Genomic DNA, 24,810 nt, shown 5'->3' with positions numbered 1-24,810 from the left:
TTTTATGCCAAAAAAAACAGCTAAGCGCCCTTCTTTATTTAAGTCATTTAAGCAAAGTGTATTTAATAAGTTATTAAAAAATAAACATTTAAAAAACTCAATTACACTTGAACACAGAACAATTTATGTATTGCCATCATCCCTAGGTTGGTACTTTGTAATTGTGGCAATTTTAAACTTTGTGATGGGCATTAATTATCAAAATAATTTAATTTTAATAATGTCTTATCTTATGTTTGTGGTGATGATTATTGCTGTATTAATGGGCTACAGTAACGCTAAAGGCTTAACAGTTAAATTTAAAGATGCATTTAGTAGCTACGCTCCTCAAAAACCGAGTATTGTATTTGAATTACAAAGCCCTTCTGTTACCCAATCTATTAATTTAACATATCAAGGTAGTGAGCAAACTCACAAACATACCGGCCAAGTTGATAGTAAACCTCAGTTACTTACACTCAACTTACCCTACAGCTCACGCGGTAAGTACTCAGTGCAACGTATTAAAATAGCGAGTAACTATCCCTTTGGCTTAATAACTGTTTGGAGCTACATTCAATTACAAGAAGGTGTATTTGTATATCCGTCGCTTGAACAAGTACACAGTGATGCGCATGTTTCTATGCTTGATGAGCAAGCCGATAAAGGTATTTCTACACAATCTGGTAGCGAAGAGTTTGAGTCTCTTATCCCACATTTACCAGAGATGGGCTTGCAAAGAGTGTCGTGGAAGCATTACGCAAAAACACAGCAGTTGTTAGTTAAAGAGTTTGTAGACTTTAAAACAGCAAATGCGCTTCTCGATTTTACGTTAATGAATGGAGATACAGAGCAGCGCTTAAGCCAGTTATGCTTTTTAGTGTGTGAAGCAACCGAAAAACCCCCCCCTTTTATGTTAAAGCTACCGAATAAAACAATAAATACAAATACCGGACAGCAACATAAGCAGCAATGCTTAGAATTATTATGCTCATTTAATGGTGATGTGTAATGGACATACTTAAAAACGAAAAAGTAATAAATTATTCGCTGTCTTTTATATATGCATGTTTGATTGTATTTTTTGTATCACATTTACCGCTTGTTTTTGTTGGTGTACTTTCACTTATTTGTGCCTGGAATTTTTACATAACGCTGTGTAATAAACCAAAGCCAAATACTTGGCTGGCAAATATACTCGCAGGTGTGTCATTAGGTTTAATGCTCTACACAGTAGGCATGTCGGATACGGTTATTTTATTTGTGGCCATGCTGCTACTTGCTAGTTTATTTAAGCTGCTGCAGGCTAAAACCAAAAAACACTATCATGTAATTACAACGCTTACGTTTTTTTCACTCTCATCGGTGTATTTATTTAACCAAAGCATTTTAACGACTTTAACTGTAAGTAGTTTATACATATTAAACTTTGCAGTACTTGGCCTACTCGAGTCCAAACATAATTTAAAAATAGCCTCTAAACAAAGCGGTAAACTGCTACTTTTAGCGCTTCCTTTAGCTATATTTTTACTGCTTTTTTTACCAAAAATGTCCGCCTTTTGGCAGCTTCCTGGGCCTAAGCTTGCTAAAACAGGGCTTTCTGAACAAGTCGATCCATTCGATATTGCAAAGCTTTCAAACTCAGATGAACTTGTGTTTAGAGCTAAATTTAATGAAGAAAAACCTGTAGCGCCTTATTATTGGCGAGCAATAGTCCATGATGAGTTTAATGGCAATGCGTGGCTTACGTCTGACTTTTTAAAATATAATAATGTAAAAACAAATACGCAGAGCGAAAATGATGAGCAACTTATTGCAAGCTACTCAGTTATTACAGAGCCTGCTACACAAAAATGGCTCTATGGTTTAGCCTATTCCAGTAGTAACTCACAAAATGTTGAAGGTAATTCGCTAGGTTTATTGCGTAAAAAAAGTCGCCAAGCTAAAAACTTACAATACGATGTAAATAGCTTTAACTTCACAACTTTACCGCTTGGCGAATTTGAAGAAAAACGCTACAAATACCTCGCTTATAAAAAGAATGTAAAAACATCATCACTTGCTAAAACCTTAAAGCAAAATACACACTCTGATCGCGATTTTTATAACCGCTTATTACAATACTTTGCAGGTACGGGATTTACTTACACATTAACTCCCACGCCTATGAGCGGCGATAACACCATAGATCAATTTTTATTTGAAAACCAACGTGGCTTTTGTGGCCACTATGCCAGTGCCGCCGCGTACATTTTTAGAACCGCAGGTATACCCGCTCGACTAGTAAGTGGCTATTTAGGCGGTGAATTAAACCAAGATAATAATACGCTCACTGTTCGCCAGTACGACGCACATGCATGGGTAGAAGTATATTTACAAAACGAAGGTTGGGTTATTTTTGATGCAACTGCTGTTGTCGCACCAGAGCGTTTAAATGGTTCACTTTCGCAAAACGAAGAGCTGAATGACGAATTTAAAAGTAACCTTGATTTTGGTTTCGTGAGTTTAAGTAGTTTCCCCGCTATTAATTGGTTAAGGTTAGAACTTGAAAATCTCGATTATCAATGGTCTAGCTGGGTACTTGGTTTTGACGAAGAAAAACAAAATGATTTTTTAAAATCAATTTTTGGTAGTAAAAACATTTGGCTTGTACCATTAATGGTTTTACTAACAGCTGGTTTTTGTTTTATAGGTTATTTTATTTATTTAAACTTACCAAAACGCCCAGCTAAATTAGCGCCTATGGTTAAAGAGTTTTATGAAGTAAAAGCATGGGCTAAAAAACAAAAAATAAATACACCCGATAATTTAACACCGAGTCAGCAGTTAGACTTTTTTGCTGGTCAACTTCCTCATTCTGCACAATCTATAAACACTTTTAGGCAGTTATTTAACCAAGTACGCTATGGTAAAAAACCTTTTACGAAAGAGCGTAAAACTCAGGCTAAAGATCTGATAAAATTAATTAAAATTTCCAAATAGAGAATACTATGAATGCTGTTGTTATAGGCGTTATTTTAATGCTCGGGCTATCTCTGGCTCGCGTTAACGTCATTGTTGCCATGATAATAAGCGCGTTAGTTGCAGGTCTTACTGCAGGCTTGGGTATAAAAGAAAGTGTTGATGCATTTAACTCTGGCCTTTCTGCCGGAGCTGAAATTGCACTAAGTTATGCCATGCTCGGCGCGTTTGCCGTTGCGATTTCTAAGTCGGGTTTAACACGCATTCTCGCTGATAAGTTACTTGCTAAAGTAAATACTAAAGGCAGCGGGAATGAAACGTTTTTAAGTTACTTCATTTTATTAATTATTTTAGGTTGTGCGATTTCTTCGCAAAACTTAGTACCCGTACACATAGCGTTTATTCCTATTTTAATCCCGCCGTTACTCGTTGTTTTTAATCAGTTAAGATTAGACAGGCGTGCTATAGCGTGTATTTTAACATTTGGGTTAGCAACGTCTTACATGGTGCTACCTTATGGTTTTGGCGGTATTTATTTATACTCTATTTTGCACAAAAACCTGGTCGATAACGGCTTAGAGATTGTAAATACACAAGTTCCTATGGCGATGATAATTCCTGCATTAGGTATGTTTGTTGGATTACTTATTGCGGTATTTATTACCTACAGAAAACGTCGTGAATACACCGAGCTCCCATTAACAACTGTGAGTAAATCAGCTGAAGTAGAAAACCCTAGAAAAGTAATGATTGTCGGGCTTTTTGCAGTACTTGCCTCCCTTGTTGCACAAAACCTAAGTGGCTCAATGATTTTAGGTGGCTTAGTAGGTGTAATGATATTTAGTGTTTTCGGTGTAGTTAAGTGGGAAGAAAACGGCGACGTATTTAGTAAAGGCGTTGCGATGATGGCCATGATTGGCTTTATTATGATATCGGCACAAGGTTTTGCATCGGTTATGCAAGCCACTGGCGATGTAGCAAGCTTAGTACACAGCGCAGCCGCCCTTTTTGATGGTAATAAACCCCTTGCTGCCGGTGTTATTTTGTTAGTCGGGTTATTAATTACAATGGGAATTGGCAGTTCGTTTTCAACAGTGCCTATTATTGCAACTTTGTTTGTTCCTTTATGTTTAGACCTTGGCTTTTCTGTTATGGCTACCGCTGCACTTGTTGGTACTGCGGGCGCTTTAGGTGATGCAGGCTCCCCTGCTTCAGATTCAACGCTTGGCCCAACATCGGGTTTAAATGCCGATGGCCAGCACGACCATATTAGAGACTCTGTTATTCCAACGTTTATTCACTTTAACATTCCGCTGCTAATATTTGGCTGGATTGCAGCAATGGTGCTTTAAGATGTATTTATATAAGTGTTAATAAATGTGATTAAAAGCTAAATATAACTAAAAAGGTATATTAAAAGCATACCTTTTTAGTATCCAAATCCAGCAACTCACACCCCTATCAATTCCCCCCAGTTTGATTACTTTCTCTTAGTTAATACTAGCTCTGTTGTTGAGGTTATACTTAATGAATATTTAGTATGATGTGTTCTTTTACTGGTTTTATATAAGCACCAATTAAGGTGCTTATATAAATTTACTTTAGCGTATATTCAAAGCTTTAAGTTAATCAAAACCATAAATCATTTTGTCGCATACTACCGGAGTCGGTCTGTGGTTATCATCAACTGCAACAAACGTAAAGCTGCCACTAATGGCTGAATGCTTATCGTCTTTGTGCATAGTTTCTAATAATATATCTACATCAACTTTTAAGCTGGTGTTACCTACATGCACTACTTTAGCTATTAACTCTGCAAAAGTACCTGCTGGTATGGCCTCTTTAAAGTCGACTCTATCAGAAGATATAGTTACCAAAGGCTTACGGCAAAAACGAGTCGCTGCTATAAATGCCACTTCATCCATCCACGCCAGTGCATCACCACCAAATAAAGTATTGTGATGATTAGTACGCCCTGGAAACACGGTTTTAGTTACCGATGTGGTTGAGTCTTCAATACGCTGAGCAATTATTGCATCGCGATTTACGTCAGTCATAATCTCTACTTTTTGTTTGCTAATGTATCTTGCATTAGTAATGCTGGATCAAGGCGTTCGCCTTTCCAGTTAAAACGCCAATCTAGGTGAGGACCCGTTACACGCCCTGTTGCACCAATTTCAGCCACTTTGTTACCTTGCTCAATTTTATCACCCACTTTTACATCAAGCTTACTTAAGTGAATGTAAGTTGAGGTAATACCATGGCCATGATCAATAATTAATGTACCGCCTGAGTAGTATAAATCAGGTTCAGCAAATACCACGGCACCACTAATAGGCGCGTAAACAGGAGAGCCTGTTTTATTGGCAATGTCTAAGCCAAAGTGCGGACGACGTGGCTCGCCATTAAAATAGCGCTGACTGCCGTAAACACCCGATATGCGCCCTTCTGCAGGCTTTAAAACAGGGTCTAAAAAGTACAATAAATCAGACTCTACTTCTCTCGCTTTTCGCACAGCAACTGCTTCGCGGCTTATACGCGCACTAACCTCTTTTGGTGGAGATACATACTTTTTAGCTACGCCGGTAATTTTATCAATTTTATATTCGCGCTTAGTGATAGCTATTGATTGTGAATGCGATTTACCATTGTTATCTACCCATTTTAAAGTATGAGTAGTTTCAGCGTCACGCCCAAAACCAAATACAAAATCACCCTTTGGTGAAAGTTTTAAGCTTTTGCCATCTAAGCTTACTGATTTAGCGTTTTCTAGCTTTCCAGTAACTAAACCGCCTTGTGTTAAATGTCCTTTTAACTCAAGCGCCATAGCACTAAAGCTAGCAGAGGCAACAAGCGCTGTTGCTAAAAGTGTTTTAAACATAACTAATCGATCCTTTTCCAACACCTTCATAAGCGGTCACTTTCACTGCTTTTTCTGGGTATTGGGCTTTAATTTGGCCAGCTACATGTTCAGCAATACATTCTACAGTAGTATCTACTGGCAAAATGTCGCAACGAGACTCGCTAATAGCCATTTCAAAATAGCCTTGTGCCGATGTATAAGCAAAACATACATCACCAGCTTTGGCTGGTATGTGTTTTAAATCAGCTGCGTTAATTTGATCTTCACTGGTGGCTAAGTAAATATCTTCCCACTTTTGAGACCATTCTTTTTGCAAGCGCGGCATAGAGATACCATCTAGGCTAATACCAATTTGAGAACGATGCCCATGAATAATACGCTGGCAATTACCGTCATGCTTTTTAAGGCCATGGCTGTAATGATAGTAAAAACTTTGGCTATGTTCAGGCTTAAGAGACAGCTCAATTTTTTCAATGTTATCTGGTAGCTTCGGTAAAATAGTCGCAATTAAAAATTCGGTAACCGATTCAACAGTTACTTCGTCTGCGTTAATCATGCAATAAGCTTGATGAGGAGCGCTCATAGCTAAGTGATTATTTTCACCAAATGTACAGTCGAGTGTTTTATGCTCGTCAAATTCAGATACAGTGCCATTAAGCCCTGTAGGAATTGCTAAACGGTGATCAATACACTCATCTATAATGCCTTTAATTTGCTTTTTAACTAAACCAAAGTCTAAAACCATAGACTCTTCGTTAAGTTTACCGTGCAAAGTTAAATCAACAATCCAGCTCTCGCCAACGGCGCCGCGTTTGTTACATAAGTAAGAAAAATCAATCACAGTTAGTGAGTTAACAAAAAGGATCATAAACTTCCTTTAGACTGGTTATAAGACAGCGTTAATTATAATGATTTCTGATTGTAATTGCGCGGTTTTATAGTGCAAAAACCAATCGCGTTGATTGATTGATGATTTAATATGCAATATTTTGATTTTTTAACTGCTCCGAGTTGTTTAGCGTACAAGTGTACGCTAAAGTACTTGGCAATTTCTAAGCGAAGATAAGTGTTATGGAACCTAAAAATAGCTATACAAAAGAAGAGTTGATCCTGTGTGGTCAAGGTGAAATGTTTGGTGAAGGCAACTGCCGTTTGCCAAGTGACAACATGTTAATGATGGATCGCATTACCTCTATTACTGCTGATGGCGGTATTCATGGGAAAGGCGAAATTGTTGCTGAGCTTGATATTGACCCTAGCCTTTGGTTTTTCGATTGTCATTTTAAAGGCGACCCAGTAATGCCTGGTTGTTTAGGCTTAGATGCTATGTGGCAACTAGTTGGTTTTTACTTAGGTTGGTCTGGTGGCCCTGGTCTTGGCCGTGCGCTAGGTGTGGGTGAAGTTAAATTTACTGGCCAAATTTTACCAACTAATAAAAAAGTAACTTACCGCCTTGTAATGAAACGCGTAATTAAACGTAAATTGTTCATGGGCGTTGCAGATGGCACTGTAGAAGTAGATGGCCGAGTAATTTACGAAGCAAAAGATTTAAAAGTGGGCTTGTTCCAAGACACTAGCGCGTTTTAATTTTTAAATGCGTACAAAAAGGCCTCCAACGTGGAGGCCTTTTTGCTTAAATTCGATTATTGATTTTAGGTTTTGTACATGTTGCGGTTTTCAATCGCTTCACGCCAACCTCCTAACCACTCTGATTTGGGATCTACTTGTTGATAAGGGCATAGCTCTTTTGAGCGACCTGCTAAACCTGCTTTAAAACCTTGAGAATGAGCTCTTTCTAAACGATCTCTTTTCTGTCTCTTCATCGGTAATATCCTCACCTTTTTTATTTATATATTGTGTAGCATTAGTGAAATCTACATTTAATGAATAGTTAATAAAAATGTAAAATTCAAATCATAAAAGCAATTAAATTGTTTGACTTTAACTAAGCTGCTGATGCAAAAATGAATTAACATTTAAAAAAGTAAGTGGTCATACAACATTCAATTTGACCGGTTTTATGCTAAATAAAATGCGACTCAATAATCGCTAAAAAGCACTTATGTGCTTTAATTGTGACCGACTAATATAGACTAAGTTCCAAACAAAAATGTAATCGTGACACTTTTATTTCATTAATCTTAAATTAGTAGCCCGCCCCTAACTTGAAGTATTTTTAAACAATTTGAATTTATACTTGATTATTTAAAGTAGACCGGTCTAATATGTGTGCATGAACAAAAATACATCAACACCAATACGCCGTGGTCGCCCACCTAAAATAGCCAGAGAGAACGCCGATACCAAAGCGTTACTTATTCGCACGGGCCTCGAAACATTAACTGAATTTGGCTTTAGCGCCACGGGGCTCGATACTATTTTAAAAAAAGCGGCTGTACCTAAAGGCTCCTTTTATCATTACTTTAAAAGTAAAGAAGCCTACGGCATTGCCCTAGTTGATGCATACGACAGTTATTTTATTGCCAAGCTTACCCATTACCTGCAACAAGAAGATGTTCCTCCACTTGAGCGCATCGTTAATTTTACCCAAAGCGCAATTAAAGGGATGAAAAAATACGATTACAAACGTGGGTGTTTAGTGGGTAACTTAAATCAAGAGCTTAACCATTTAAGTGATGAGTTTAAAATCAGGTTAATGCAAAGCTACACTGCTTGGCAAAACCAGGTAGAGGTTTGCTTAAACCAAGCTAAACAACAAGGCACAATTGCAAGCCATGTAAATACAAAATTGATGAGTGAGTACTTTTGGATTGGTTGGGAAGGCGCTGTTATGCGCGCCAAGCTCACAAAATCAAATACCCCACTTACTTTGTATACAGAAATGTTTTTACGCGCATTACTAACCTAATGCGTTTTTATTTACCAATTAAAAGACGATCGGTCTAAAAGGATATCCTATGAGTACCCCAATTAAAGCCATTGTTATTAATAAAGAAGATAATAACTACAGCGCCTCATTATCGACTATCGAAAATAGTGATTTACCAAATGAAAACGTGTCTATTGACGTGCTATACAGCACACTTAACTATAAAGATGGTTTAGCAATTACGGGTAAAGGCCCTGTTGTACGCAGTTTTCCTATGGTGCCAGGTATCGATTTAGTGGGTACGGTTACAAATTCCACCAGCGATGAATTTAAAAATGGCGATAACGTAATATTAAATGGCTTTGGTGTAGGCGAAAAACATTGGGGCGGGCTTGCTCAAAAAGCAGCACTTAATAGCGATTGGTTAATCCCCTTGCCTACAGGTATTTCACCAAAACAAGCAATGCAAATAGGTACAGCCGGTTATACAGCTATGCTAAGTGTTATAGCTCTTGAAAAACAAGGTATAACCCCTGAATCTGGCGAAATACTGGTAACAGGTGGCAATGGTGGCGTAGGCAGCTTTGCTATTTATTTATTAAACCAGCTTGGCTACAACGTAACAGCAGCTACGGGTCGATTAGATCAAAGTAAATATTTAAAAGAGTTAGGTGCTAAACAGGTAATTGAAAGAAACGAGCTTTCAAATCCGGGTAAGCCTTTACAAAAAGAGCGTTTTGCAGCGGCAATAGATTCAGTAGGTAGCCATACACTTGCCAATATTTGTGCATCACTAAAGTATGGGGGTGTAGTAACCGCCTGCGGACTTGCCCAAGGCATGGATTTACCTGCCTCAGTTGCCCCATTTATATTACGTGGTGTATCACTAATAGGCATTGATAGCGTAATGCGCCCTAAAGCCGACAGAATTGAAGCGTGGGATCGTTTAGCAAAATTAGTTAGCGCTGATTACCTAGATAAAATTTCGACTGAAATTTCACTAGAACACGCCATTGATAACGCAGAGCTACTTATGCAAGGCAAAATTCGCGGTCGTGTTGTAGTTAATTGTCAAAGTTAAGCTATTTACTCTGTTAAAGCCTCGTTATTAAATTTATAATGCAATTTGTATTTTAATAACGAGGCAACACCTATGAGCAACCAAGAACTTTTCAGTAATAACCCACTGCAAGGCGTTAAATTAGAACAAGTGGTTGAAGAGCTGGTTGAACAATACGGGTGGGAGCTCCTACACGCTTATTTACAACTTAACTGCTTTAAAAACAATCCTGATATAAAGTCAGCTGTTAAATTTTTACGTAAAACACAATGGGCACAAGAAAAAGTAGATAACTTTTACCTTTATCGCCTAAAAAACTTACCTAGACCTGATGATGTGCAATACGAATTACCGCCACGTGATCGCGTGATCCCACCTGATCATAAACCTGGTGAGCCATGTGAGTTAAGTTTTAGTGATGCAAAACGTATTATGGAAAAAAAAGCATCAAAGCAACGTGCTCGTGATCGTAAACAACGCTCTAATTCTAGTAACCCTTGGGGTAACTAAACACGCTAATTTAATTTTGTAGAGCTATTTTAAATGGCTCTACAACTCTCTTTTATTAATTTTTATTACATCCACACCATATAGCTAACAAATAGAAATCAATACCCTCGGTTTTTCCAAAAATCTGTTTCAGTACGCTCTGCCTCTAATGCCACCTTAAAAGTTTTATCAGCAATAACTTTCCCATTTAGCTCAATCGTCATACGCCAATCACCCAATTTATTCTCTATTGGCAACCAAAGCGTGTCGCCTAAATAAAAGTTCCAATCACTGTTTTTAACGTATACATCGCCTTCAAAGGGGTCCATTACATCACCGTGACTGTCTGGAATATCTGGATGATATATACAATAGTGAAGCTTTTCGCCTTTACCCTTTTTAATATTTACGATTAAGCCAAACTCAACATCTACCTCAGCTATTACATTTGTTGTAAATTGCTCTATTTGTGGCAATGCTTTACTTTCGCTATCCCACTTAGAGTAAATACCGTGACTTTGTAACGTCACTACAGGTTTTGTTTTAGCCATTAAGGTAACCTTTTATATTAGCTATTTTTGCATTAGTTTAACTTTTTGAAATTTTAAAATAAAACACAATTCAATAAAGTTAAATCTCAACTTAGCTTTAATACTTCGCCTATTTACATCATTGCTAATTTGTCATCATTGTTTACACACTATTTGCACAATTGCTGATTATTGTTTGAGTAACTTAATTGATCAGGTAAACAGCAATGAAACTACACGCAGTTAATATTAAAAACACAAATCGGGTAAATGCTATAAAGCTAAGCACCTTGGCTTTAGTTGTTTCATCGTTAGTTGCTTGTGGAGGTGGAGAGGGCATAGTTGATACCTCAACAACTACAGATTCATCTCAAAGTATCACAGATAACGGTACAGGTACGAGTAGCTCAACCCAAGGCGTGCTTTGTGAATATAGCTACAGTGAATATAACGAGTCAGTATCAGTACAGGCCACCAGCGCTGTAGATTGGTCATGCACAGGAACTACACGCGACTTAGTCGCTAATGGCATACCTGATCACGAAGTAGGTACATTCCCTAATGCCGATAACCCAAATACTATTTCTGAACAATCAGTAAATGAAAGCTACTCACTTGAGCCTGTAGAAACAACACAAGCAACCATGCTTGGTGGCCCTCGCGGAATGATAGGCGTTGTACTTAACGGCATTAAAATAGACGCCGGCACAGGCGGAAGTTGCGATGATTCAGGCACCGATTGCGATTTAGGCGACAACAGCGGTAATTGGAATATAGAAGCCTTAAGCCAAGACACGTTTAGTTTTGGAACAGACGACAACAATGCACACGTACAACCCGATGGCACATATCATTATCATGGTATGCCTGAAGGCTTTGTAATACTGCGAGGTGGTAATAGCTCCACTATGACTCTAATAGGCTGGGCAGCAGACGGCTTTCCTATTTATGCACGTTACGGCTATGCAGACTCAAATGATGCAACTTCAGCGCTAACCGTAATGACCGGTAGCTACCAACACATAACATCTGTAAGCGCAAACCGCCCTTCTACCGATATATACCCATTAGGTACATTTGCACAAGATTGGGAATACGTAGCAGGCTCTGGTGATTTAGATGAATGTAATGGCCGCGTTGGCGTAACACCTGAGTTTCCTCAAGGGATATACCACTACTACGCAACAGACACTTATCCGTTTTTTCAACGCTGCGTTAAAGGCGAAGTTTAATTAGGAGTAAGTTATGCCTTATATGAAAAATTATCTGTTAAGTGTGTCCACATTGGGCTTATTGAGTACATCAACATTAGCAAACGCGCATTTAATGGTTGCAGAGCACGGTACGCTGAATTTTGTTGATAATAACGTGTTTATTGTGCTTTCAATCCCTATGTCGGCTTTTAAATGGGTTGATGAAAACAAGGATGGCAAAGTGTCAATAATTGAGTTTAACGCTCATAAAAAGCTAATAACTAAACGGGTTAAAAAGAACGTTTATTTAGCGGATCATCAGTATAAATTTACTATTGAAGGACTTTTGCTAAACCCAGAAGCGTCGCATAAACATAAAAGCGACAATATAGACCAAGTAACCATTACTGGGCGCTACTCTTTGCCAAGTAAACTAACCAAAGTTAACTTTAACGTTAAGCTATTTAGTAACAATGAGCACAAGCAGCATTATCAAATTACAGCGACTAATAAAACGCAAAAGCTAACTCATCAATTTGAGCTATCACCAACGTCGCCCTTTAGTAAGGTGTTTAATAATTAGTAATACTTACCTAAATAATTAAGTGGCAAAGAGTACAAGTTAAACCAATTTGTGCTCTTTTTTATCTTTGTCTTCTTATTTAATACTCTTTAGTGAAGGGTTCTTTCTATAAAGATACAAGCTTGGGATTTTTAGGAAAATAATTCTCTTGTTGCTGCTCACATAAACTAAACTCACGGGTGTTTTTATATGGCAACTTCATAAAGCCCGCAACACCAACGTCCATAATGTTTACCGCGTATTGCATAAGTTTATTAAGCAAACGTTTAAACTCAACCTCTTTGCTCGAATCGAGTAAACGGTAGTAATGATGAATCTTCATTCTGTCGGGCAGTGCTTCAAAAATAATACACCCCGTATGATGAATTTGGTTAAGCTCAAATACGCACTTAATAACTTTTTTAGGTAGCTGTAGTTGCTCATCAGGATCTTTACCGTCTTCAAAGTATGAATGCGGGCGGGTTATGTCGTTTGCTTTCATGCTTACAACTTCGTATTCAAGCTCTGGTAGGCTATCAAACTTAAATGCACCGGTGCCATCTCTCTCTAACTGAATGGTTTTACGGGCATCAAACAAACAACACTTAAATAACCCTTTTTGATTAATCGCTTGCGCAAGCATCACTGTGTTATTAATCGCATCACTAAAGGCATCACCCAATGATTCGTCATGCATAATTAAAGATGATTCAACAAACATTGACTCATCCTTCCAATGAAAACTAAGCCCACCTACTACAGGGTACTTAGCTAATCGGCTTATTGATGCCAAAAATGCTTTTTCGGTATCGCCTGTATCAAACAAAAACTCTTTATAATAGCGGTCAAGTTGCGCGTCGTTTATATCTAGTAATTGCTGGTTATGATCGGCTTGGCGTAAAAACTGTTTTCGTGAACTATAAACCACCGTGTCGGGCTGCTCGTCGTTGCCATACCAAAAAGGGATATCTGCTTTTCTTTGTTTTTTATCAAGCTCAGGTAAATACATTTTGGCCATAGTTGTAATGTTGCGCATAAAGTAATCACCAGCACCATCACGTATGGCCTTACTTTTTGACAGCATGCCATCAATCACCTTAGCCAGCTCTTTTGGGAGCCCTAAGCTGCTTGCAGGGATGACTTGTGCACCAAAGCGACACGACTGCGCCGACGCTAGCGCATACAACGTAGCGGCTACACCTTGTTCGTCAAATCGTGGGGATGATTGCTCTCCCGACATTTGCGCTTCACCAATAAAGTACACATCGCCCATACGAGCATTCGTTGTGCTTAAATCACCCGACATTAAATCCATAAAGTTACTGGCAACAGGGTTACCATCACTATCGAGTTGTGCATACACAGAGCTGCCCCAATCCACTAACGACAGCGCATCAGTGTTTGCATCCCAAACAAGGTTTGAAGGTTTTATATCGCCATGCACTATAGGTTGTGGGCTAACGCCATTTTTGTGGCTACGTAAATCAATTAACACATTACGTAACCTAACAGCTAGCGCCATTATTTGCGCGGCACTAAAGCGCCCTGTTTTAAGCGATACTTTTTCAAGGTCCTCTCCAATGGCGCGCGCCATCATTAAAATCCCTTGTTTTTTAATTCGCTCAAATGCATAAAAGGTAGGCACTAAGGGGTTATTAATTTGCGAAAGCATATACGCTTCGTCTTCTAGGCGGTCGCGTACACTTTGGGCAAGTGTAATACGCGAAAACTTAAATACCCAAGGTAAACCGTTATCGTCATCACCTGCAAACACAAAACCAAAAGCACCCGAGCCAATCATTTCAACGTTTTTGTAGCCCAGCAGTGTTAGCTGCTTAATACAAATATTAAGCCACTGGCGGTGTTTTTTAGCATCGCGGTGCGAAAGCAAATAAACAGATTGCTCTTCGTTGATATAAAAATTGCGGATTTCTTTGGCTTTCAATACAGGTACTCAAATTTATAAAACTAACCAATTATTAGTTTTATGTAATGAAATTACAATAGGTTAAATAAGAGTTTTGAAATCGTGGAATAAAACAGCGCTAAAGTAGCGCCATAGCAGTAAATTTAAGTGTAAACGTTAAAGCTCAAAGTAAGCTTTTCACAATGCACTGTATATAAATACAGTGCATTGCTTTTTGCTAACTTTCAATAACACTAAGCTGCTTAATTGATGACACAGTGATGTGCGTTTGATAATAATATTTATTAGTGGCTCTACCACGGCTCATAAAATCGATAGTTACTCGTTTAGCTTCGCCTGTTACTTCTATTGTTTTATCAATAAAAAGGTGTCTGCTGGTTGTCCGTATTTACTTTGAAGCTCTGCTACCACATTAGGCTGTATTGATACCGTAATAGAACGCCTGTCGCGATAATCAGTTTCTGTATTTAAATACAACCAACTCCCCTGAGCACCCGCCGCTTTAATATGAAACTGGTAAGTACCAGCAACACCCTTTGGTGCACTTTGCTCAGTTAAAGCGATAAGGTTCATATTTGCAGCTGTACTTTGGCTCATTTCAATTTTATGGGGAACAGAACTACATGCACTAAGCGTTAGCACACTTAGTAAGGCTAGAAATTTCAAGACACAATTAGTTAGCGGGTATTAAGGTGCATTGCGCTGAGAAGGATCTGTTTTAAAGCTCTTTAGCAAACTTTGCGGGTCAACCACCTCGGTATGCTCTTTAGCAGCCTGCGCCCACCATATTAGTTGGCCAAACGTGCGTGAGAAATAATTAAACCACGATGATTGACTCTCTCCTGTAACAGGTTTGCCATCTTCACTAAACACATCTTGCGCTTTTGGCACGTGGATCATCGCCGATACCGGCAAACAGCCAAGTTCAGATAAAAAAGTACGCATGCTAATGGCCGCTCTTACGCCACCCCACTGTCCTGCTGAGTAAGTTACTATTGCACTTGGTTTATACGAAAATAGTGAGCTACCAAAATGATTAAGTAAGTCAGCGAGGGCTGGACTCATGCTGTGATTGTACTCAGGGCTAATCATTATATATCCATCTGCGGCTTTAATTTTATCAGCTAATAGAGTGAGCTCGGTAGGTGCATTACTTTTAGCGTATGCAAAGTGTGGTTTAAATACGTTTTCGCTAGGAAAGTCCAACGCATCAATTAGCTCAAACTCATGACTGCCAAAATGCTCTGTTAAGCATTCTATACAAGCCCTAGAAACCCTTAAGCCTAAGCGAGCTGGTTTTGGTGGAGTGCTATCGCGTACTGTGCCTAAAAATACTAAAAACTTCATATGTAATTCTCAACTTTTTTAAACGATAGCTAAACACTAACATTTTTTAGTTATTGTGTATTACACATACGCATTGTTTATTGATTCAAAGCATAATAATAATTAAATTTAAAACTGAGCTTTAGTAACCATTGGTCTGTTGATCTTTGTGGATTAAAACTAGCTAGTGAGTCAAGTAAGCCATAACGGCAATGAGTGCAACATAAAAACCAAAACCGAGTAGGAAGGTTAAGTCGACTCTTCTAGCTTTACTCGCTTTATAAAATGCAAAATCTTTAAACTCGCTTTTATACAGCCCAAACGTAACCACTTTTAATAACAGCCAACCGGTCGAGTAAAATAAAAAGCTCAAGCCAGTATCAACTATTAGCCAAATAAAAATCTCAAATGCAATACTCATTAACTATGTCCATTAGTTTGGAATACAAAAACTATATCAGCTATGTGTTTAAAATACAGCCGGCTTAGTTAATTAAGGTGTAACAGTAAATTTCGTTAAACCTATTAACTGGCCTGATTCGGTGACTACTTTTACCTGCCACTTACCAACAGAGTCGCTAGGAAAATTTACCTTGTGGGTCCATGCTCTGTACCCTAGCTCTCTCCCGCCGTTTATCTTTAACGTGATCCGATCAACTTCCTTTTTATTATGAAGCCACACATGAAATATTTTTTCATTTAAACCTCTTGGTGCTTTAACAGCGGTCCAACTATATAAACCTTGATGATGCAGTGTATAAGAGTCTAACTGTTTAATACTCCCTACTGGCTTTTTATGCTGTAAATCAACTTCATGAGCTAACGTAATATCGGTTAATCGCAGCGCAGCAGGAGGCACATAGCTCCTTAATTGCCACACAGCAGTGCTCAAAGCACATAAAATCAATACAAGAATAGGAAAGCGCCACCAGCGCGCATTAGGCATTAAATTGTTTAAACTCGGAAGAGTAACCACTACAGCCGTTACAAGGGCTGCAGCTAAGCTTTCGCTTGTTGTAAGGTTTAACAAAATAGGTAACGTAACAAGTAAAACAACAAATAAAGCAAAGTTATGAAAAACACTAAATAGCGTACGGTTTCTAGCAAGTTTTTTGTAATAAAAGGGGTCTATAACCGATATAACCGCACATAACACAATGAGGGAGGTAAAAAACGCTTGAGGATGGTCCCACTGCGTAACCGCTAAAAAAAACGGCAAAGCAAAAAATAGACTTTCTTGCTGCACCATTTGTAGAGCAAAACGCATTACATTAGGAGATACAGCCACACCAAATTTTTCTTCTACTTTGTCTCGTAGCCAATTATCAATAATTAGCCACAACCAACTAATAAGTAAAAATATCGCAATAACTTGCGAAAAAGACTCTTTTCTATCTACAAGTGCAAAGCTAGCAACGCCCGACAAAAAAGCCAACACAGCCAATAATCCAGGCCGCTTTTGCATCGCGCTTATAAATTTAGCGATTATATTTTTACAGTAGTCCATGTATGAGTTTTTCCGTACGGGTATGTACTTTATTATTTTTATTCAGAGTATGATTAGTTTAACCAAGTTTAAATGAACAACAGATAGACGGATGGATTTAAACGCGCCATTTAACAGTACATCAAACTAACCATTTTTAATTAAATAAAAGCCCAGCATAGCGCGTCATTGGTACGTTTATTAATTTTTGTAATGCATGCGCTTTAGCAAGTAATTCATCCTCACTAAGTGCAGGGATTTTATTGTTAAAAGCGAACACAATTTTATTACCGCCTTCAATAATAAAACTAAGAATCTTTCCTGCAAATTCTTTCTCAAGAAGTTGATCGAACGCTTCCCTCTGCCCAACTTTGGTATGGCAAATATTAAGTACTAAAACACCATCAAAAGTAAGCGCATTTTTACAATCGCGTAAGTAGGATGATTGCACCTGATCTGACTCCATCCCATCTGAGCTATATAAATCAGAAAAAATAACATCCGTTTTTATCTGCGTTTTTTTCATGTAGTTTGCCGCATCATCAATGTGAATAAACAAACGTTCTGACACAGGAACTTCAAAATATTTTATAGCCATATCAGCAACGGCTTTGCGGTATTCAACTGTATGTATGGTCAGTGCAGGAAATGCATGATAAAGACTTTTTGCTATAGAGCCCGCCCCAAGTCCCATTATCATCGCGGTTTTTAAATTGGGTATAAAAAAAAGCGCAGCCATCATCGCTTGCGTATAGGCTAAACTTAACCCGTTAATATTATTTAATTTAATACAGCTTTGATAAATTTTTCCGTCAAAGCTGAGAATTAGATTCTTTTTTGTTTGATATACATAAACAGGGCCATGCTCATCAATAGTTGATGCAATACAAGTGCCTTTGATATCCACGAATACTCAATAGGTGAGGTGATGAAAAACGAGTATAACTTACTTAACGCACTGCCATTGCTACTAATATAGCTAATAACGCTTTTATTAATTTACAAGCATTTCTATACGTACACAAAAAAGTCGGTTTATCATTTAGGTTAGATGAGCTGAAGTGTCTGCTTTTATAGCTAATTAAAACTTATCCAGTGATGACTCTTAGTAAAAACAACGACTTAACATACTGAAATTTGGCTAATGTACTGTTATTGCTATAAAAAACACCTTTGAATATTCCTCATGTTCAACATGAATAAAGTGCACACCACCACCAAAGAAGTCTAAACGGCTAAACATCTATCCGTTATTTTTACTGATTTGTGCCTTTTTTTCGTCAACTGCTACGTAATCGAATCTAACAATAATGATTAATGAATATGACTCATGTTTTATGTGAAATTAAACCGTTTTTCTTCATATACCAATCCACGTATAAATTACTCATCCCTTAGCGCTAAACACTATTACTAACAACTTAAAGCCGCTGAATACCTAAACCAGCTAAGCCAGCTAAGTAAGTTGCAAGGCTAATAAAGCGCAAAGCATCAATCAGGTTTAAATTATAAAATTGGATATAAACACGATGAAAAAAGATTTTACATTTAATATTAAGAGCGTTTCACTCGACGAAAATTATCATCCATCAACTAATACCCGTATCACAACCAACTTTGCTAATTTAGCCAGAGGTGAATACCGCAAAGCAAACTTGCGTAACGCCTTAAACATGATTAACAACCGTTTTAATGCCCTAGCCCATTGGGATAACACCAAAGGTGAGCGTTATGCTGTTGAGCTTGAAATTATCTCTGTTGAAATAGGTATTGAAGATGGCGGCGAAAGCTTCCCATCAATCGAAATATTAAAAACAAATATTGTTGATCATAAAACAAATAAGCGCATTGAAGGCATTGTAGGAAACAACTTTTCATCGTATGTACGCGACTACGACTTTAGCGTACTCCTACAAGAGCACAATAAAGGCAAGCCTCAATTTAGTATTCCTGATGACTTTGGGGTTTTACATGGCAAGCTATTTCAGTCATTCGTAAATTCGGATACATACAAACAAAACTTTAAAAAACCACCGGTTATATGCCTAAGTGTGTCAGATAACAAAACCTACAACCGCACCGAAAACCAACACCCGGTACTTGGCGTTGAATACGAACCAAATGAATCGTCTTTAACTGAGCAATACTTCAAAAAAATGGGCTTGCAGGTACGTTACTTTATGCCGCCAAATAGTGCAGCGCCTTTAGCATTGTTTTTCTTTGGTGATTTACTTAATGATTACAGCAATCTTGAGCTTATAAGCACCATTAGTACGATGGAAACGTTTCAAAAAATCTACAGACCAGAGATTTATAATGCCAACGCAACAGCGGGTAAATCATATAAACCAAACTTAAAAAACTTGGACCACTCACTAACGCAAATTGTGTATGACCGAGAAGAGCGCGGCAAGTTAGCAAACGAGCAAGGCAAGTTTGCGCAAGAGCATTTTATCAAGCCGTACCAAAGAGTTCTTGAGCAATTCTCTACTAGCTATCTGTCATAACAACTAATAGCAACAACCAGTAATAACGCGCTTAACGATACGTTTAATAATTAACTAAAATATACGGCATTATTTATTATGAAAAAATTACTACCTACATCTACCGCTGGCAGTTTACCTAAGCCTATATGGCTTGCAGAGCCAGAAACACTTTGGTCACCTTGGAAATTACAAGGTGATGAATTAACCCAAGGAAAACACGACGCCCTACGCTTGTCATTATTCGACCAGCAACAAGCAGGTATTGATATTGTTAGCGATGGTGAGCAAACAAGGCAGCATTTTGTAACTACATTTATAGAGCACCTAAACGGTGTTGACTTTGAAAAACGTAAAACAGTAAAAATTCGTGACCGATACGACGCAAGCGTACCTACAGTTGTTGGCCCTGTTAGCCGTCAAAAGTCTGTGTTTGTTGAAGACGCTAAATTTTTACGCAACCAAACCAAACAACCTATTAAATGGGCATTGCCAGGCCCAATGACAATGATTGACACGCTTTACGACGATCATTATAAAAGCCGCGAAAAACTAGCATGGGAATTTGCCATAATACTCAATCAAGAAGCAAAAGAATTAGAAGCCGCAGGCGTTGATATTATTCAATTTGATGAGCCCGCGTTTAACGTATTTTTTGATGAAGTGAACGACTGGGGTATTGCCTGTTTAGAGCGCGCAATTGAAGGGCTTAAATGCGAAACCGCGGTGCATATTTGCTATGGCTACGGCATTAAAGCCAATACAGATTGGAAAAAAACACTCGGCAATGAATGGCGACAGTACGAAGAAGCATTCCCTAAGCTTCAACAATCTAATATCGATATTATCTCACTAGAGTGCCATAACTCGCATGTACCAATGGATTTACTAGAACTCATTCGCGGTAAAAAAGTAATGGTAGGCGCAATTGATGTAGCAAATCATACTATCGAAACGCCAGAAGAAGTAGCTAATACGCTACGTAAAGCACTGCAATTTGTAGATGCCGACAAACTCTACCCGTGTACAAACTGCGGCATGGCTCCACTACCTCACCATATCGCTAACGGCAAGTTAAATGCCCTGAGCGCTGGGGCTGAAATTATAAGAAAAGAGTTATTAAAAAAGAACTAGAAAAGTAGCTTTAAAATACAAATTGTAAACAATAACTACTGTCGCACCATGCTATAGTAAAATCCATAAACATGGTGCGTTAGCTAAAACCGACTAAAGAACAAAGTTTAGGTTAGTTATTTAATTTTTTTTATTAAAAAGCGCTAACCTATTTTTTGAAAAATCGATAACTGCTTGGTATTGAATAAAAAAGGGAGAGCCTAACAAGCCATGTACTCCCTTTTCACCACCCGCTACCTGAACATGGTCAAGATTAAGTGACACAAAGTCAGGACTTTCAAACAGGGCATTTCCAAACTCAATTGAATGAACTTCTATATCCCCCATAGCGTGATCCGAAGTGCCCAAGCCTGCTGCATTCTCAACATTTAGCGTCTCTTCAATGCCTAACTCACTTAGGCATCCCCTGTCTAAAACAGATGTTCCAGCGCCAGTATCTAAAATAAAACGTAACAATTTACCGTTAATTTTAGCTTCAACAATTTGGTGGCCTGTTTCTGATATTTCAAACTCAATTACAGTTTTGCCTTCAGATAAATTCATATACGTTCCTTGTTAGATTTTATTTAGGTGTTGGAAAACGAATACATCCTACGATGAATCGACGTATTTAGCGGCCTTAAAACGCAGAGTCTCACCACTTTTAAAATTTGCAATTAATAGCTAAATTTTACTAGTCGTCCACCTCAGGGCGTGTTGTTAGCTTTTGACTTTTACTGACTTAATATCAGTTAAAGTCCATTGTCCACCTGTTCTTTCAAGCTTACCGTTTATAGTTATATCTACGCCCTCAATATGAGCTTTACAAGCAAGTTTGTAGTCATGTGAGTTTAAAGTAGCCTTAACATCGAGCTTTGAACTATTATCATCAATATATTTGATGATAATGCTTTTTGTAATAGATTCATCCACTGGATTGTTATTACAGTGTAAATTTATTATTTTCCCCATTACAAGCTTATCTTCAGGAGGAACTTCTTTCAATTTACTCGAGGCATACGAAATAACATCATAGTGAGCTTCAGTTAAAATGATACTTTTGAAGTTACGAATATCTTCAGATAAATCTACTTCCTTTGCCCAATTAAATGATAACTCAACAGATTTAGAAGCTTGATTTGATATATTTAAAAGTGCATCACACATTTTAGAATTAAAAGCTGTGTTGTAAGCATCAACTAAAATATCTGCATTATCAGATTTTACAGCTTGAGATATAAGGTTTAGCCCTCTAGCTATTCTTTCGTTTACCTTTCGTTCAAAAGGTATTTCAAATAGATCTCGTTCTTCACGAGCTTTTATGATTGGAAGTTCCACCGTAAAACCAAAACTACCTTTAAAAGTATGCCCAAAACGACAGTTTTCAATAAACTTTTGACTTCTAGATAATGGATTATCAAAATGCCTTGAAGGAGTAACTTCTGATGATGCCCCATATAAAAATAATGATCTAATCCCACCAATTTCACGATAAACTTCATCGATTGGTAGGCTATTTTCAAATAGTCCTGTATCTATTATTCGAGTCTGGAATATATCAGTAAAACATGAAGATATACTTCTAATCACATCACTTGTATCTTGATCATAATAGAAGGAAAGAGTGTTAATTACATCAGCTAAACGATTGTAATAATCAATAAAGGTTGAAGAGTTGGGCACTAAAATTTCAATACTTTCGCCTAAAGGATTTTTAGGGCTACTGTAAATAGTATTTTTATCTAAATAAACATCAGAGCTTCTTGTCCAGCCCTTCAAAGATAAAAAAGAATTAAGGCTTTCAAGGTTGATAGTTTTCAATATTGGAGAGTTAATATTAATTAAATTCACTGTAACTCTCCTAATTTAACTTTAACGATAAGTTGTTGAACAGCTTCAGGGGTTAAAAGGTTCTCTACAGGTATCTTAATTCTAGCTTGCTTTTTGTTTTTATTAAGATCGCCTTTTAAATGATAAAAATAACAACTTTTTTGTAATAGTAGCCCTTTATCTGTAAAGGTTAACCATTGGGATTCATCTCTAGGCAAACATAAAACAACTAATAAACAAGGTATGGAAGAATTATTTTCTCTAAATATTAATTTGTTATATGTATCAATTTCTACATCATAAACAATATGGCCGTCTTTTTCAGACCAATTGATTGTTGATTTTAACTGGCAATCAAATGAAGTCCCAAGATCCATTAATTTACCATTAAAAGGCTGGATATTTCTTATTGATACATCAACCCCATAATCATGAGGCACTAAATTAAATGTCGCACCTGCTTTTGAAACAATAGCACCTACATGAGCAACACTTAATGATTCTTCAATTGATTGTATTGGTACAGCCATACATATCCTTTGTATATTGAAATAACAATATTGCTAGAGCATCCTGAAAAAGCTAACAATTTTGTCTACGACATTTGTCGTTTTATAAACCGATAAATGTCTATATATTACAATGCATTTATCTTAACCATCAAATAAACACCTGTAAACAATTAGTTAACTGAAAATTATTTTTATTCAGTGCGCAAATACACAGAAATGGTGGAGGGTTGCGGCTGGTTGAGTAGCTTTAATTTACGGTAAAAGGGCCTCCCTTTCTTAATGCATCGTGTTTTGCAACTTTTCTGTTTTATGAACAACGACCAAACCAGACAGCCACTTTAATTGAACAAACAAAACTGTGCCACAAAATTAGCTCTTCAGGTTCATAATTAACCTTTTATTACTGGGTCGCTTTCATTTCATCTATTAAATAAGTCATTACATTTTTAAACCCAAATTACACGCATGAAAATAACTCCGTAATGGCATTTTTAACTTTTACTGAACTGTTTTAATTTATGCGAGTAGCTTTTCGCAATTGCTAATATTTGATCGCCGTTTCCGCTTTAAGTTTTCACAGTAACTTGCTTGTGAAGTGGGCCTGCCTACTGCACCATGAAATACGCGCGTAAATTGCGTAGTCAGTTTTAACCAGTTCTCTGGGGAGATATTAAGCCTTTCTAACAAAGGTAGGTTCATGTTATCAATATACCCGCGTTTATCCTCTCGTATTATTCGCCCTGTTAGCTCAACAAGTTCAAGGTACGATTTAAGCTCAAACGGCAGCCCTTTAGGCATAATCTGACGTGGCATACCTGAAAAACGTAGTAACTGTTTAGGTTGTTTACCTTCTTTCGCGCATGTTAAACGCTTTTGTACACTGGTATGGTCTGACTCTTCTGGTGTGTTAGCCATTTTAGCCCTAATGGGATTTAAATCGACATAGGCCATACACGCTGCAAGTGCTGCTTCATCTAGTAATGCTTGCGATTTAAATCTACCCTCCCAGAATCGCCCTGTGCAGTTATCTTCTTTATTTGCTCTGCGCGCAATGTCTTCATTTAATAGCCGCATAAACCAGCTGATACTCGCTAGGCGTTCGAGGTATTGTTTAACCGTTTGATTGAAAAAGATGAGTTCAACTTTACTTAGCTTTTCACCTTGTGCATATTTTTGCGTAAGTACGGTTCCTTTACAGAGTTTATGCCAGCGAATAACAATCGCTTTATCATTCAGCCTATTTGCTTTCTTATCATCTACATACAGTACTAAATGGGTGTGATTACTCATTACGGCATAAGCACATATATCAATACAAAATACTTTAGCTAATTCAAGTAGTTTATCTTCAACCCAGCCTCTACGATGCTCGTAAGACTTCCCAGTAAAGTGGTCTTCACCACACAAAAATGCACGACGAACACACCGTGAAATACAATGGTAGTATTTTGTATCAACCAAACTTACTTGACGCTTTCTTGCGATTGCCATAAGACACCCTGCTTATTTTTGCACTAATCAAAACGTAGTCTTTTATTTTGAAAAGAGCAAAATTTAGGATGGGTGTCATTGTTAATTCTTTAAAATTTAGGATGGGTGTCATTGTTAATTCATTGTTAATTCTTTCATTGTTAATTCTTTCATTTGTTTCAATACGCATACT

Annotated in this window: 27 protein-coding genes; 11 read left to right on the top strand and 16 right to left on the bottom strand. The window is 37.6% G+C overall.

What is annotated here, in order from left to right; genetic code table 11:
* Window positions 1-4: 4 nt before the first annotated feature.
* Genes DO88_RS03910 through DO88_RS03920 form a run of 3 tightly spaced genes read left to right on the top strand, consistent with a single transcriptional unit; the run spans window position 5 to window position 4,292 of the window.
* Window positions 5-991, top strand: coding sequence for a DUF58 domain-containing protein (locus DO88_RS03910; RefSeq protein WP_033040478.1), 987 nt, complete (start codon window positions 5-7; stop codon window positions 989-991).
* Window positions 991-2,961, top strand: coding sequence for a transglutaminase family protein (locus DO88_RS03915; RefSeq protein WP_033029604.1), 1,971 nt, complete (start codon window positions 991-993; stop codon window positions 2,959-2,961). The genes DO88_RS03910 and DO88_RS03915 overlap by 1 nt, the downstream gene beginning before the upstream one ends.
* Window positions 2,962-2,969: 8 nt before the next feature.
* Window positions 2,970-4,292: a Na+/H+ antiporter family protein gene (locus DO88_RS03920; RefSeq protein WP_033029606.1), complete on the top strand. Its 1,323-nt coding sequence runs from the start codon at window positions 2,970-2,972 to the stop codon at window positions 4,290-4,292.
* Between the two features lie 273 nt (window positions 4,293-4,565).
* Here DO88_RS03920 and DO88_RS03925 read toward each other — a convergent pair whose 3' ends face one another.
* Genes DO88_RS03925 through DO88_RS03935 form a run of 3 tightly spaced genes read right to left on the bottom strand, consistent with a single transcriptional unit; the run spans window position 4,566 to window position 6,671 of the window.
* Complete coding sequence (locus DO88_RS03925) at window positions 4,566-4,997, bottom strand: acyl-CoA thioesterase (RefSeq protein WP_002960891.1); 432 nt, start codon at window positions 4,995-4,997, stop codon at window positions 4,566-4,568.
* Window positions 4,998-5,002: 5 nt separating this feature from the next.
* On the bottom strand, window positions 5,003-5,821 hold the full coding sequence (locus tag DO88_RS03930) for a M23 family metallopeptidase (protein WP_007377144.1): 819 nt from the start codon (window positions 5,819-5,821) through the stop codon (window positions 5,003-5,005).
* Entirely contained in the window at window positions 5,814-6,671 is an 858-nt protein-coding gene (locus tag DO88_RS03935) for a 6-carboxytetrahydropterin synthase (RefSeq protein WP_002960893.1), read from the bottom strand. The genes DO88_RS03930 and DO88_RS03935 overlap by 8 nt, the downstream gene beginning before the upstream one ends.
* A 203-nt stretch (window positions 6,672-6,874) precedes the next feature.
* Between DO88_RS03935 and fabA the strand changes: the two genes are divergently transcribed.
* The gene (gene fabA / locus DO88_RS03940) at window positions 6,875-7,390 is read left to right on the top strand and encodes a bifunctional 3-hydroxydecanoyl-ACP dehydratase/trans-2-decenoyl-ACP isomerase (RefSeq protein WP_002960896.1); all 516 of its coding nucleotides are present in this window, start codon (window positions 6,875-6,877) and stop codon (window positions 7,388-7,390) included.
* Between the two features lie 65 nt (window positions 7,391-7,455).
* On the opposite strand, the gene rmf is transcribed toward fabA, so the two are convergent.
* A complete protein-coding gene (gene rmf / locus DO88_RS03945; protein ID WP_002960897.1) occupies window positions 7,456-7,626 on the bottom strand; it encodes a ribosome modulation factor in 171 nt (56 codons plus the stop codon).
* A 410-nt stretch (window positions 7,627-8,036) separates the two neighbouring features.
* Between rmf and acuR the strand changes: the two genes are divergently transcribed.
* The 3 genes from acuR (at window position 8,037) to DO88_RS03960 (ending at window position 10,203) form a co-directional block, all read left to right on the top strand.
* Window positions 8,037-8,672, top strand: coding sequence for an acrylate utilization transcriptional regulator AcuR (acuR, locus tag DO88_RS03950; RefSeq protein WP_033040475.1), 636 nt, complete (start codon window positions 8,037-8,039; stop codon window positions 8,670-8,672).
* 49 nt (window positions 8,673-8,721) lie between these two features.
* Complete coding sequence (gene acuI / locus DO88_RS03955) at window positions 8,722-9,714, top strand: acrylyl-CoA reductase (NADPH) (RefSeq protein ID WP_033040473.1); 993 nt, start codon at window positions 8,722-8,724, stop codon at window positions 9,712-9,714.
* 72 nt (window positions 9,715-9,786) lie between these two features.
* Window positions 9,787-10,203, top strand: a complete 417-nt coding sequence (locus DO88_RS03960; RefSeq protein WP_033040471.1) for a VF530 family DNA-binding protein — start codon at window positions 9,787-9,789, stop codon at window positions 10,201-10,203.
* A gap of 98 nt (window positions 10,204-10,301) precedes the next feature.
* Here the strand turns inward: DO88_RS03960 and DO88_RS03965 are convergent, their stop codons facing one another.
* The gene (locus tag DO88_RS03965; RefSeq protein ID WP_033040470.1) at window positions 10,302-10,733 is read right to left on the bottom strand and encodes a DUF3859 domain-containing protein; all 432 of its coding nucleotides are present in this window, start codon (window positions 10,731-10,733) and stop codon (window positions 10,302-10,304) included.
* A gap of 206 nt (window positions 10,734-10,939) precedes the next feature.
* Here DO88_RS03965 and DO88_RS03970 point away from each other — a divergent pair, with 206 nt between their 5' ends.
* Together DO88_RS03970 and DO88_RS03975 are read left to right on the top strand one after the other, a co-directional pair.
* Window positions 10,940-11,944 (top strand): YHYH protein, encoded by a 1,005-nt coding sequence (locus DO88_RS03970; RefSeq protein ID WP_033040467.1) that lies wholly within the window; start codon window positions 10,940-10,942, stop codon window positions 11,942-11,944.
* 13 nt (window positions 11,945-11,957) lie between these two features.
* Window positions 11,958-12,488, top strand: coding sequence for a hypothetical protein (locus tag DO88_RS03975; protein ID WP_033040463.1), 531 nt, complete (start codon window positions 11,958-11,960; stop codon window positions 12,486-12,488).
* Between the two features lie 106 nt (window positions 12,489-12,594).
* Here the strand turns inward: DO88_RS03975 and DO88_RS03980 are convergent, their stop codons facing one another.
* From DO88_RS03980 to DO88_RS04000, 6 genes are all read right to left on the bottom strand, one after another.
* Complete coding sequence (locus DO88_RS03980; RefSeq protein WP_033040462.1) at window positions 12,595-14,412, bottom strand: protein kinase domain-containing protein; 1,818 nt, start codon at window positions 14,410-14,412, stop codon at window positions 12,595-12,597.
* A 327-nt stretch (window positions 14,413-14,739) separates the two neighbouring features.
* Window positions 14,740-15,060 carry a hypothetical protein gene (locus DO88_RS0118410; RefSeq protein ID WP_232224825.1) on the bottom strand — a complete coding sequence of 107 codons (321 nt, stop codon included), beginning with the start codon at window positions 15,058-15,060 and terminating at the stop codon, window positions 14,740-14,742.
* A 21-nt stretch (window positions 15,061-15,081) separates the two neighbouring features.
* Entirely contained in the window at window positions 15,082-15,741 is a 660-nt protein-coding gene (locus tag DO88_RS03985; RefSeq protein ID WP_033040460.1) for an NADPH-dependent FMN reductase, read from the bottom strand.
* Between the two features lie 163 nt (window positions 15,742-15,904).
* On the bottom strand, window positions 15,905-16,141 hold the full coding sequence (locus DO88_RS03990) for a hypothetical protein (RefSeq protein WP_033040459.1): 237 nt from the start codon (window positions 16,139-16,141) through the stop codon (window positions 15,905-15,907).
* 72 nt (window positions 16,142-16,213) lie between these two features.
* A complete protein-coding gene (locus DO88_RS03995) occupies window positions 16,214-17,227 on the bottom strand; it encodes a DUF5924 family protein (RefSeq protein WP_033040457.1) in 1,014 nt (337 codons plus the stop codon).
* Window positions 17,228-17,363: 136 nt separating this feature from the next.
* Window positions 17,364-18,113: an ATP-binding protein gene (locus tag DO88_RS04000; RefSeq protein ID WP_033040455.1), complete on the bottom strand. Its 750-nt coding sequence runs from the start codon at window positions 18,111-18,113 to the stop codon at window positions 17,364-17,366.
* Between the two features lie 622 nt (window positions 18,114-18,735).
* Between DO88_RS04000 and DO88_RS04005 the strand changes: the two genes are divergently transcribed.
* Window positions 18,736-19,713, top strand: coding sequence for a DUF1852 domain-containing protein (locus DO88_RS04005; RefSeq protein WP_033040453.1), 978 nt, complete (start codon window positions 18,736-18,738; stop codon window positions 19,711-19,713).
* Window positions 19,714-19,791: 78 nt separating this feature from the next.
* On the top strand, window positions 19,792-20,826 hold the full coding sequence (locus tag DO88_RS04010) for a methionine synthase (protein ID WP_033040450.1): 1,035 nt from the start codon (window positions 19,792-19,794) through the stop codon (window positions 20,824-20,826).
* Window positions 20,827-20,946: 120 nt separating this feature from the next.
* Here the strand turns inward: DO88_RS04010 and DO88_RS04015 are convergent, their stop codons facing one another.
* From DO88_RS04015 to DO88_RS19155, 5 genes are all read right to left on the bottom strand, one after another.
* Window positions 20,947-21,369, bottom strand: coding sequence for a retropepsin-like aspartic protease (locus DO88_RS04015; RefSeq protein ID WP_033040448.1), 423 nt, complete (start codon window positions 21,367-21,369; stop codon window positions 20,947-20,949).
* Between the two features lie 156 nt (window positions 21,370-21,525).
* Window positions 21,526-22,656, bottom strand: a complete 1,131-nt coding sequence (locus DO88_RS04020) for a hypothetical protein (RefSeq protein ID WP_024592217.1) — start codon at window positions 22,654-22,656, stop codon at window positions 21,526-21,528.
* Complete coding sequence (locus tag DO88_RS04025; protein ID WP_024592218.1) at window positions 22,653-23,165, bottom strand: DUF4365 domain-containing protein; 513 nt, start codon at window positions 23,163-23,165, stop codon at window positions 22,653-22,655. The genes DO88_RS04020 and DO88_RS04025 overlap by 4 nt, the downstream gene beginning before the upstream one ends.
* Window positions 23,166-23,663: 498 nt before the next feature.
* Window positions 23,664-24,638, bottom strand: coding sequence for a transposase (locus DO88_RS04030; RefSeq protein ID WP_033040446.1), 975 nt, complete (start codon window positions 24,636-24,638; stop codon window positions 23,664-23,666).
* Window positions 24,601-24,810, bottom strand: a 210-nt coding sequence (locus tag DO88_RS19155; protein ID WP_033040444.1) for a hypothetical protein, incomplete at its 5' end; no start/stop codon positions are given. The genes DO88_RS19155 and DO88_RS04030, both read right to left, overlap by 38 nt.

The organism is Pseudoalteromonas sp. S3431, assembly GCF_000690035.1.
Lineage (GTDB): Bacteria > Pseudomonadota > Gammaproteobacteria > Enterobacterales > Alteromonadaceae > Pseudoalteromonas > Pseudoalteromonas fuliginea.
Note: the sequence above shows the minus strand (reverse complement) of the source record. Positions and strands in the feature narration are given on the sequence as shown.

Coding starts and splice junctions, on each gene's coding strand:
- DO88_RS03910 (WP_033040478.1), top strand. CDS start 5: ATGCCAAAAAAAACAGCTAAGCGCCCTTCTTTATTTAAGTCATTTAAG.
- DO88_RS03915 (WP_033029604.1), top strand. CDS start 991: ATGGACATACTTAAAAACGAAAAAGTAATAAATTATTCGCTGTCTTTT.
- DO88_RS03920 (WP_033029606.1), top strand. CDS start 2,970: ATGAATGCTGTTGTTATAGGCGTTATTTTAATGCTCGGGCTATCTCTG.
- DO88_RS03925 (WP_002960891.1), bottom strand. CDS start 4,997: ATGACTGACGTAAATCGCGATGCAATAATTGCTCAGCGTATTGAAGAC.
- DO88_RS03930 (WP_007377144.1), bottom strand. CDS start 5,821: ATGTTTAAAACACTTTTAGCAACAGCGCTTGTTGCCTCTGCTAGCTTT.
- DO88_RS03935 (WP_002960893.1), bottom strand. CDS start 6,671: ATGATCCTTTTTGTTAACTCACTAACTGTGATTGATTTTTCTTACTTA.
- fabA (WP_002960896.1), top strand. CDS start 6,875: ATGGAACCTAAAAATAGCTATACAAAAGAAGAGTTGATCCTGTGTGGT.
- rmf (WP_002960897.1), bottom strand. CDS start 7,626: ATGAAGAGACAGAAAAGAGATCGTTTAGAAAGAGCTCATTCTCAAGGT.
- acuR (WP_033040475.1), top strand. CDS start 8,037: ATGAACAAAAATACATCAACACCAATACGCCGTGGTCGCCCACCTAAA.
- acuI (WP_033040473.1), top strand. CDS start 8,722: ATGAGTACCCCAATTAAAGCCATTGTTATTAATAAAGAAGATAATAAC.
- DO88_RS03960 (WP_033040471.1), top strand. CDS start 9,787: ATGAGCAACCAAGAACTTTTCAGTAATAACCCACTGCAAGGCGTTAAA.
- DO88_RS03965 (WP_033040470.1), bottom strand. CDS start 10,733: ATGGCTAAAACAAAACCTGTAGTGACGTTACAAAGTCACGGTATTTAC.
- DO88_RS03970 (WP_033040467.1), top strand. CDS start 10,940: ATGAAACTACACGCAGTTAATATTAAAAACACAAATCGGGTAAATGCT.
- DO88_RS03975 (WP_033040463.1), top strand. CDS start 11,958: ATGCCTTATATGAAAAATTATCTGTTAAGTGTGTCCACATTGGGCTTA.
- DO88_RS03985 (WP_033040460.1), bottom strand. CDS start 15,741: ATGAAGTTTTTAGTATTTTTAGGCACAGTACGCGATAGCACTCCACCA.
- DO88_RS03990 (WP_033040459.1), bottom strand. CDS start 16,141: ATGAGTATTGCATTTGAGATTTTTATTTGGCTAATAGTTGATACTGGC.
- DO88_RS03995 (WP_033040457.1), bottom strand. CDS start 17,227: ATGGACTACTGTAAAAATATAATCGCTAAATTTATAAGCGCGATGCAA.
- DO88_RS04005 (WP_033040453.1), top strand. CDS start 18,736: ATGAAAAAAGATTTTACATTTAATATTAAGAGCGTTTCACTCGACGAA.
- DO88_RS04010 (WP_033040450.1), top strand. CDS start 19,792: ATGAAAAAATTACTACCTACATCTACCGCTGGCAGTTTACCTAAGCCT.
- DO88_RS04015 (WP_033040448.1), bottom strand. CDS start 21,369: ATGAATTTATCTGAAGGCAAAACTGTAATTGAGTTTGAAATATCAGAA.
- DO88_RS04025 (WP_024592218.1), bottom strand. CDS start 23,165: ATGGCTGTACCAATACAATCAATTGAAGAATCATTAAGTGTTGCTCAT.
- DO88_RS04030 (WP_033040446.1), bottom strand. CDS start 24,638: ATGGCAATCGCAAGAAAGCGTCAAGTAAGTTTGGTTGATACAAAATAC.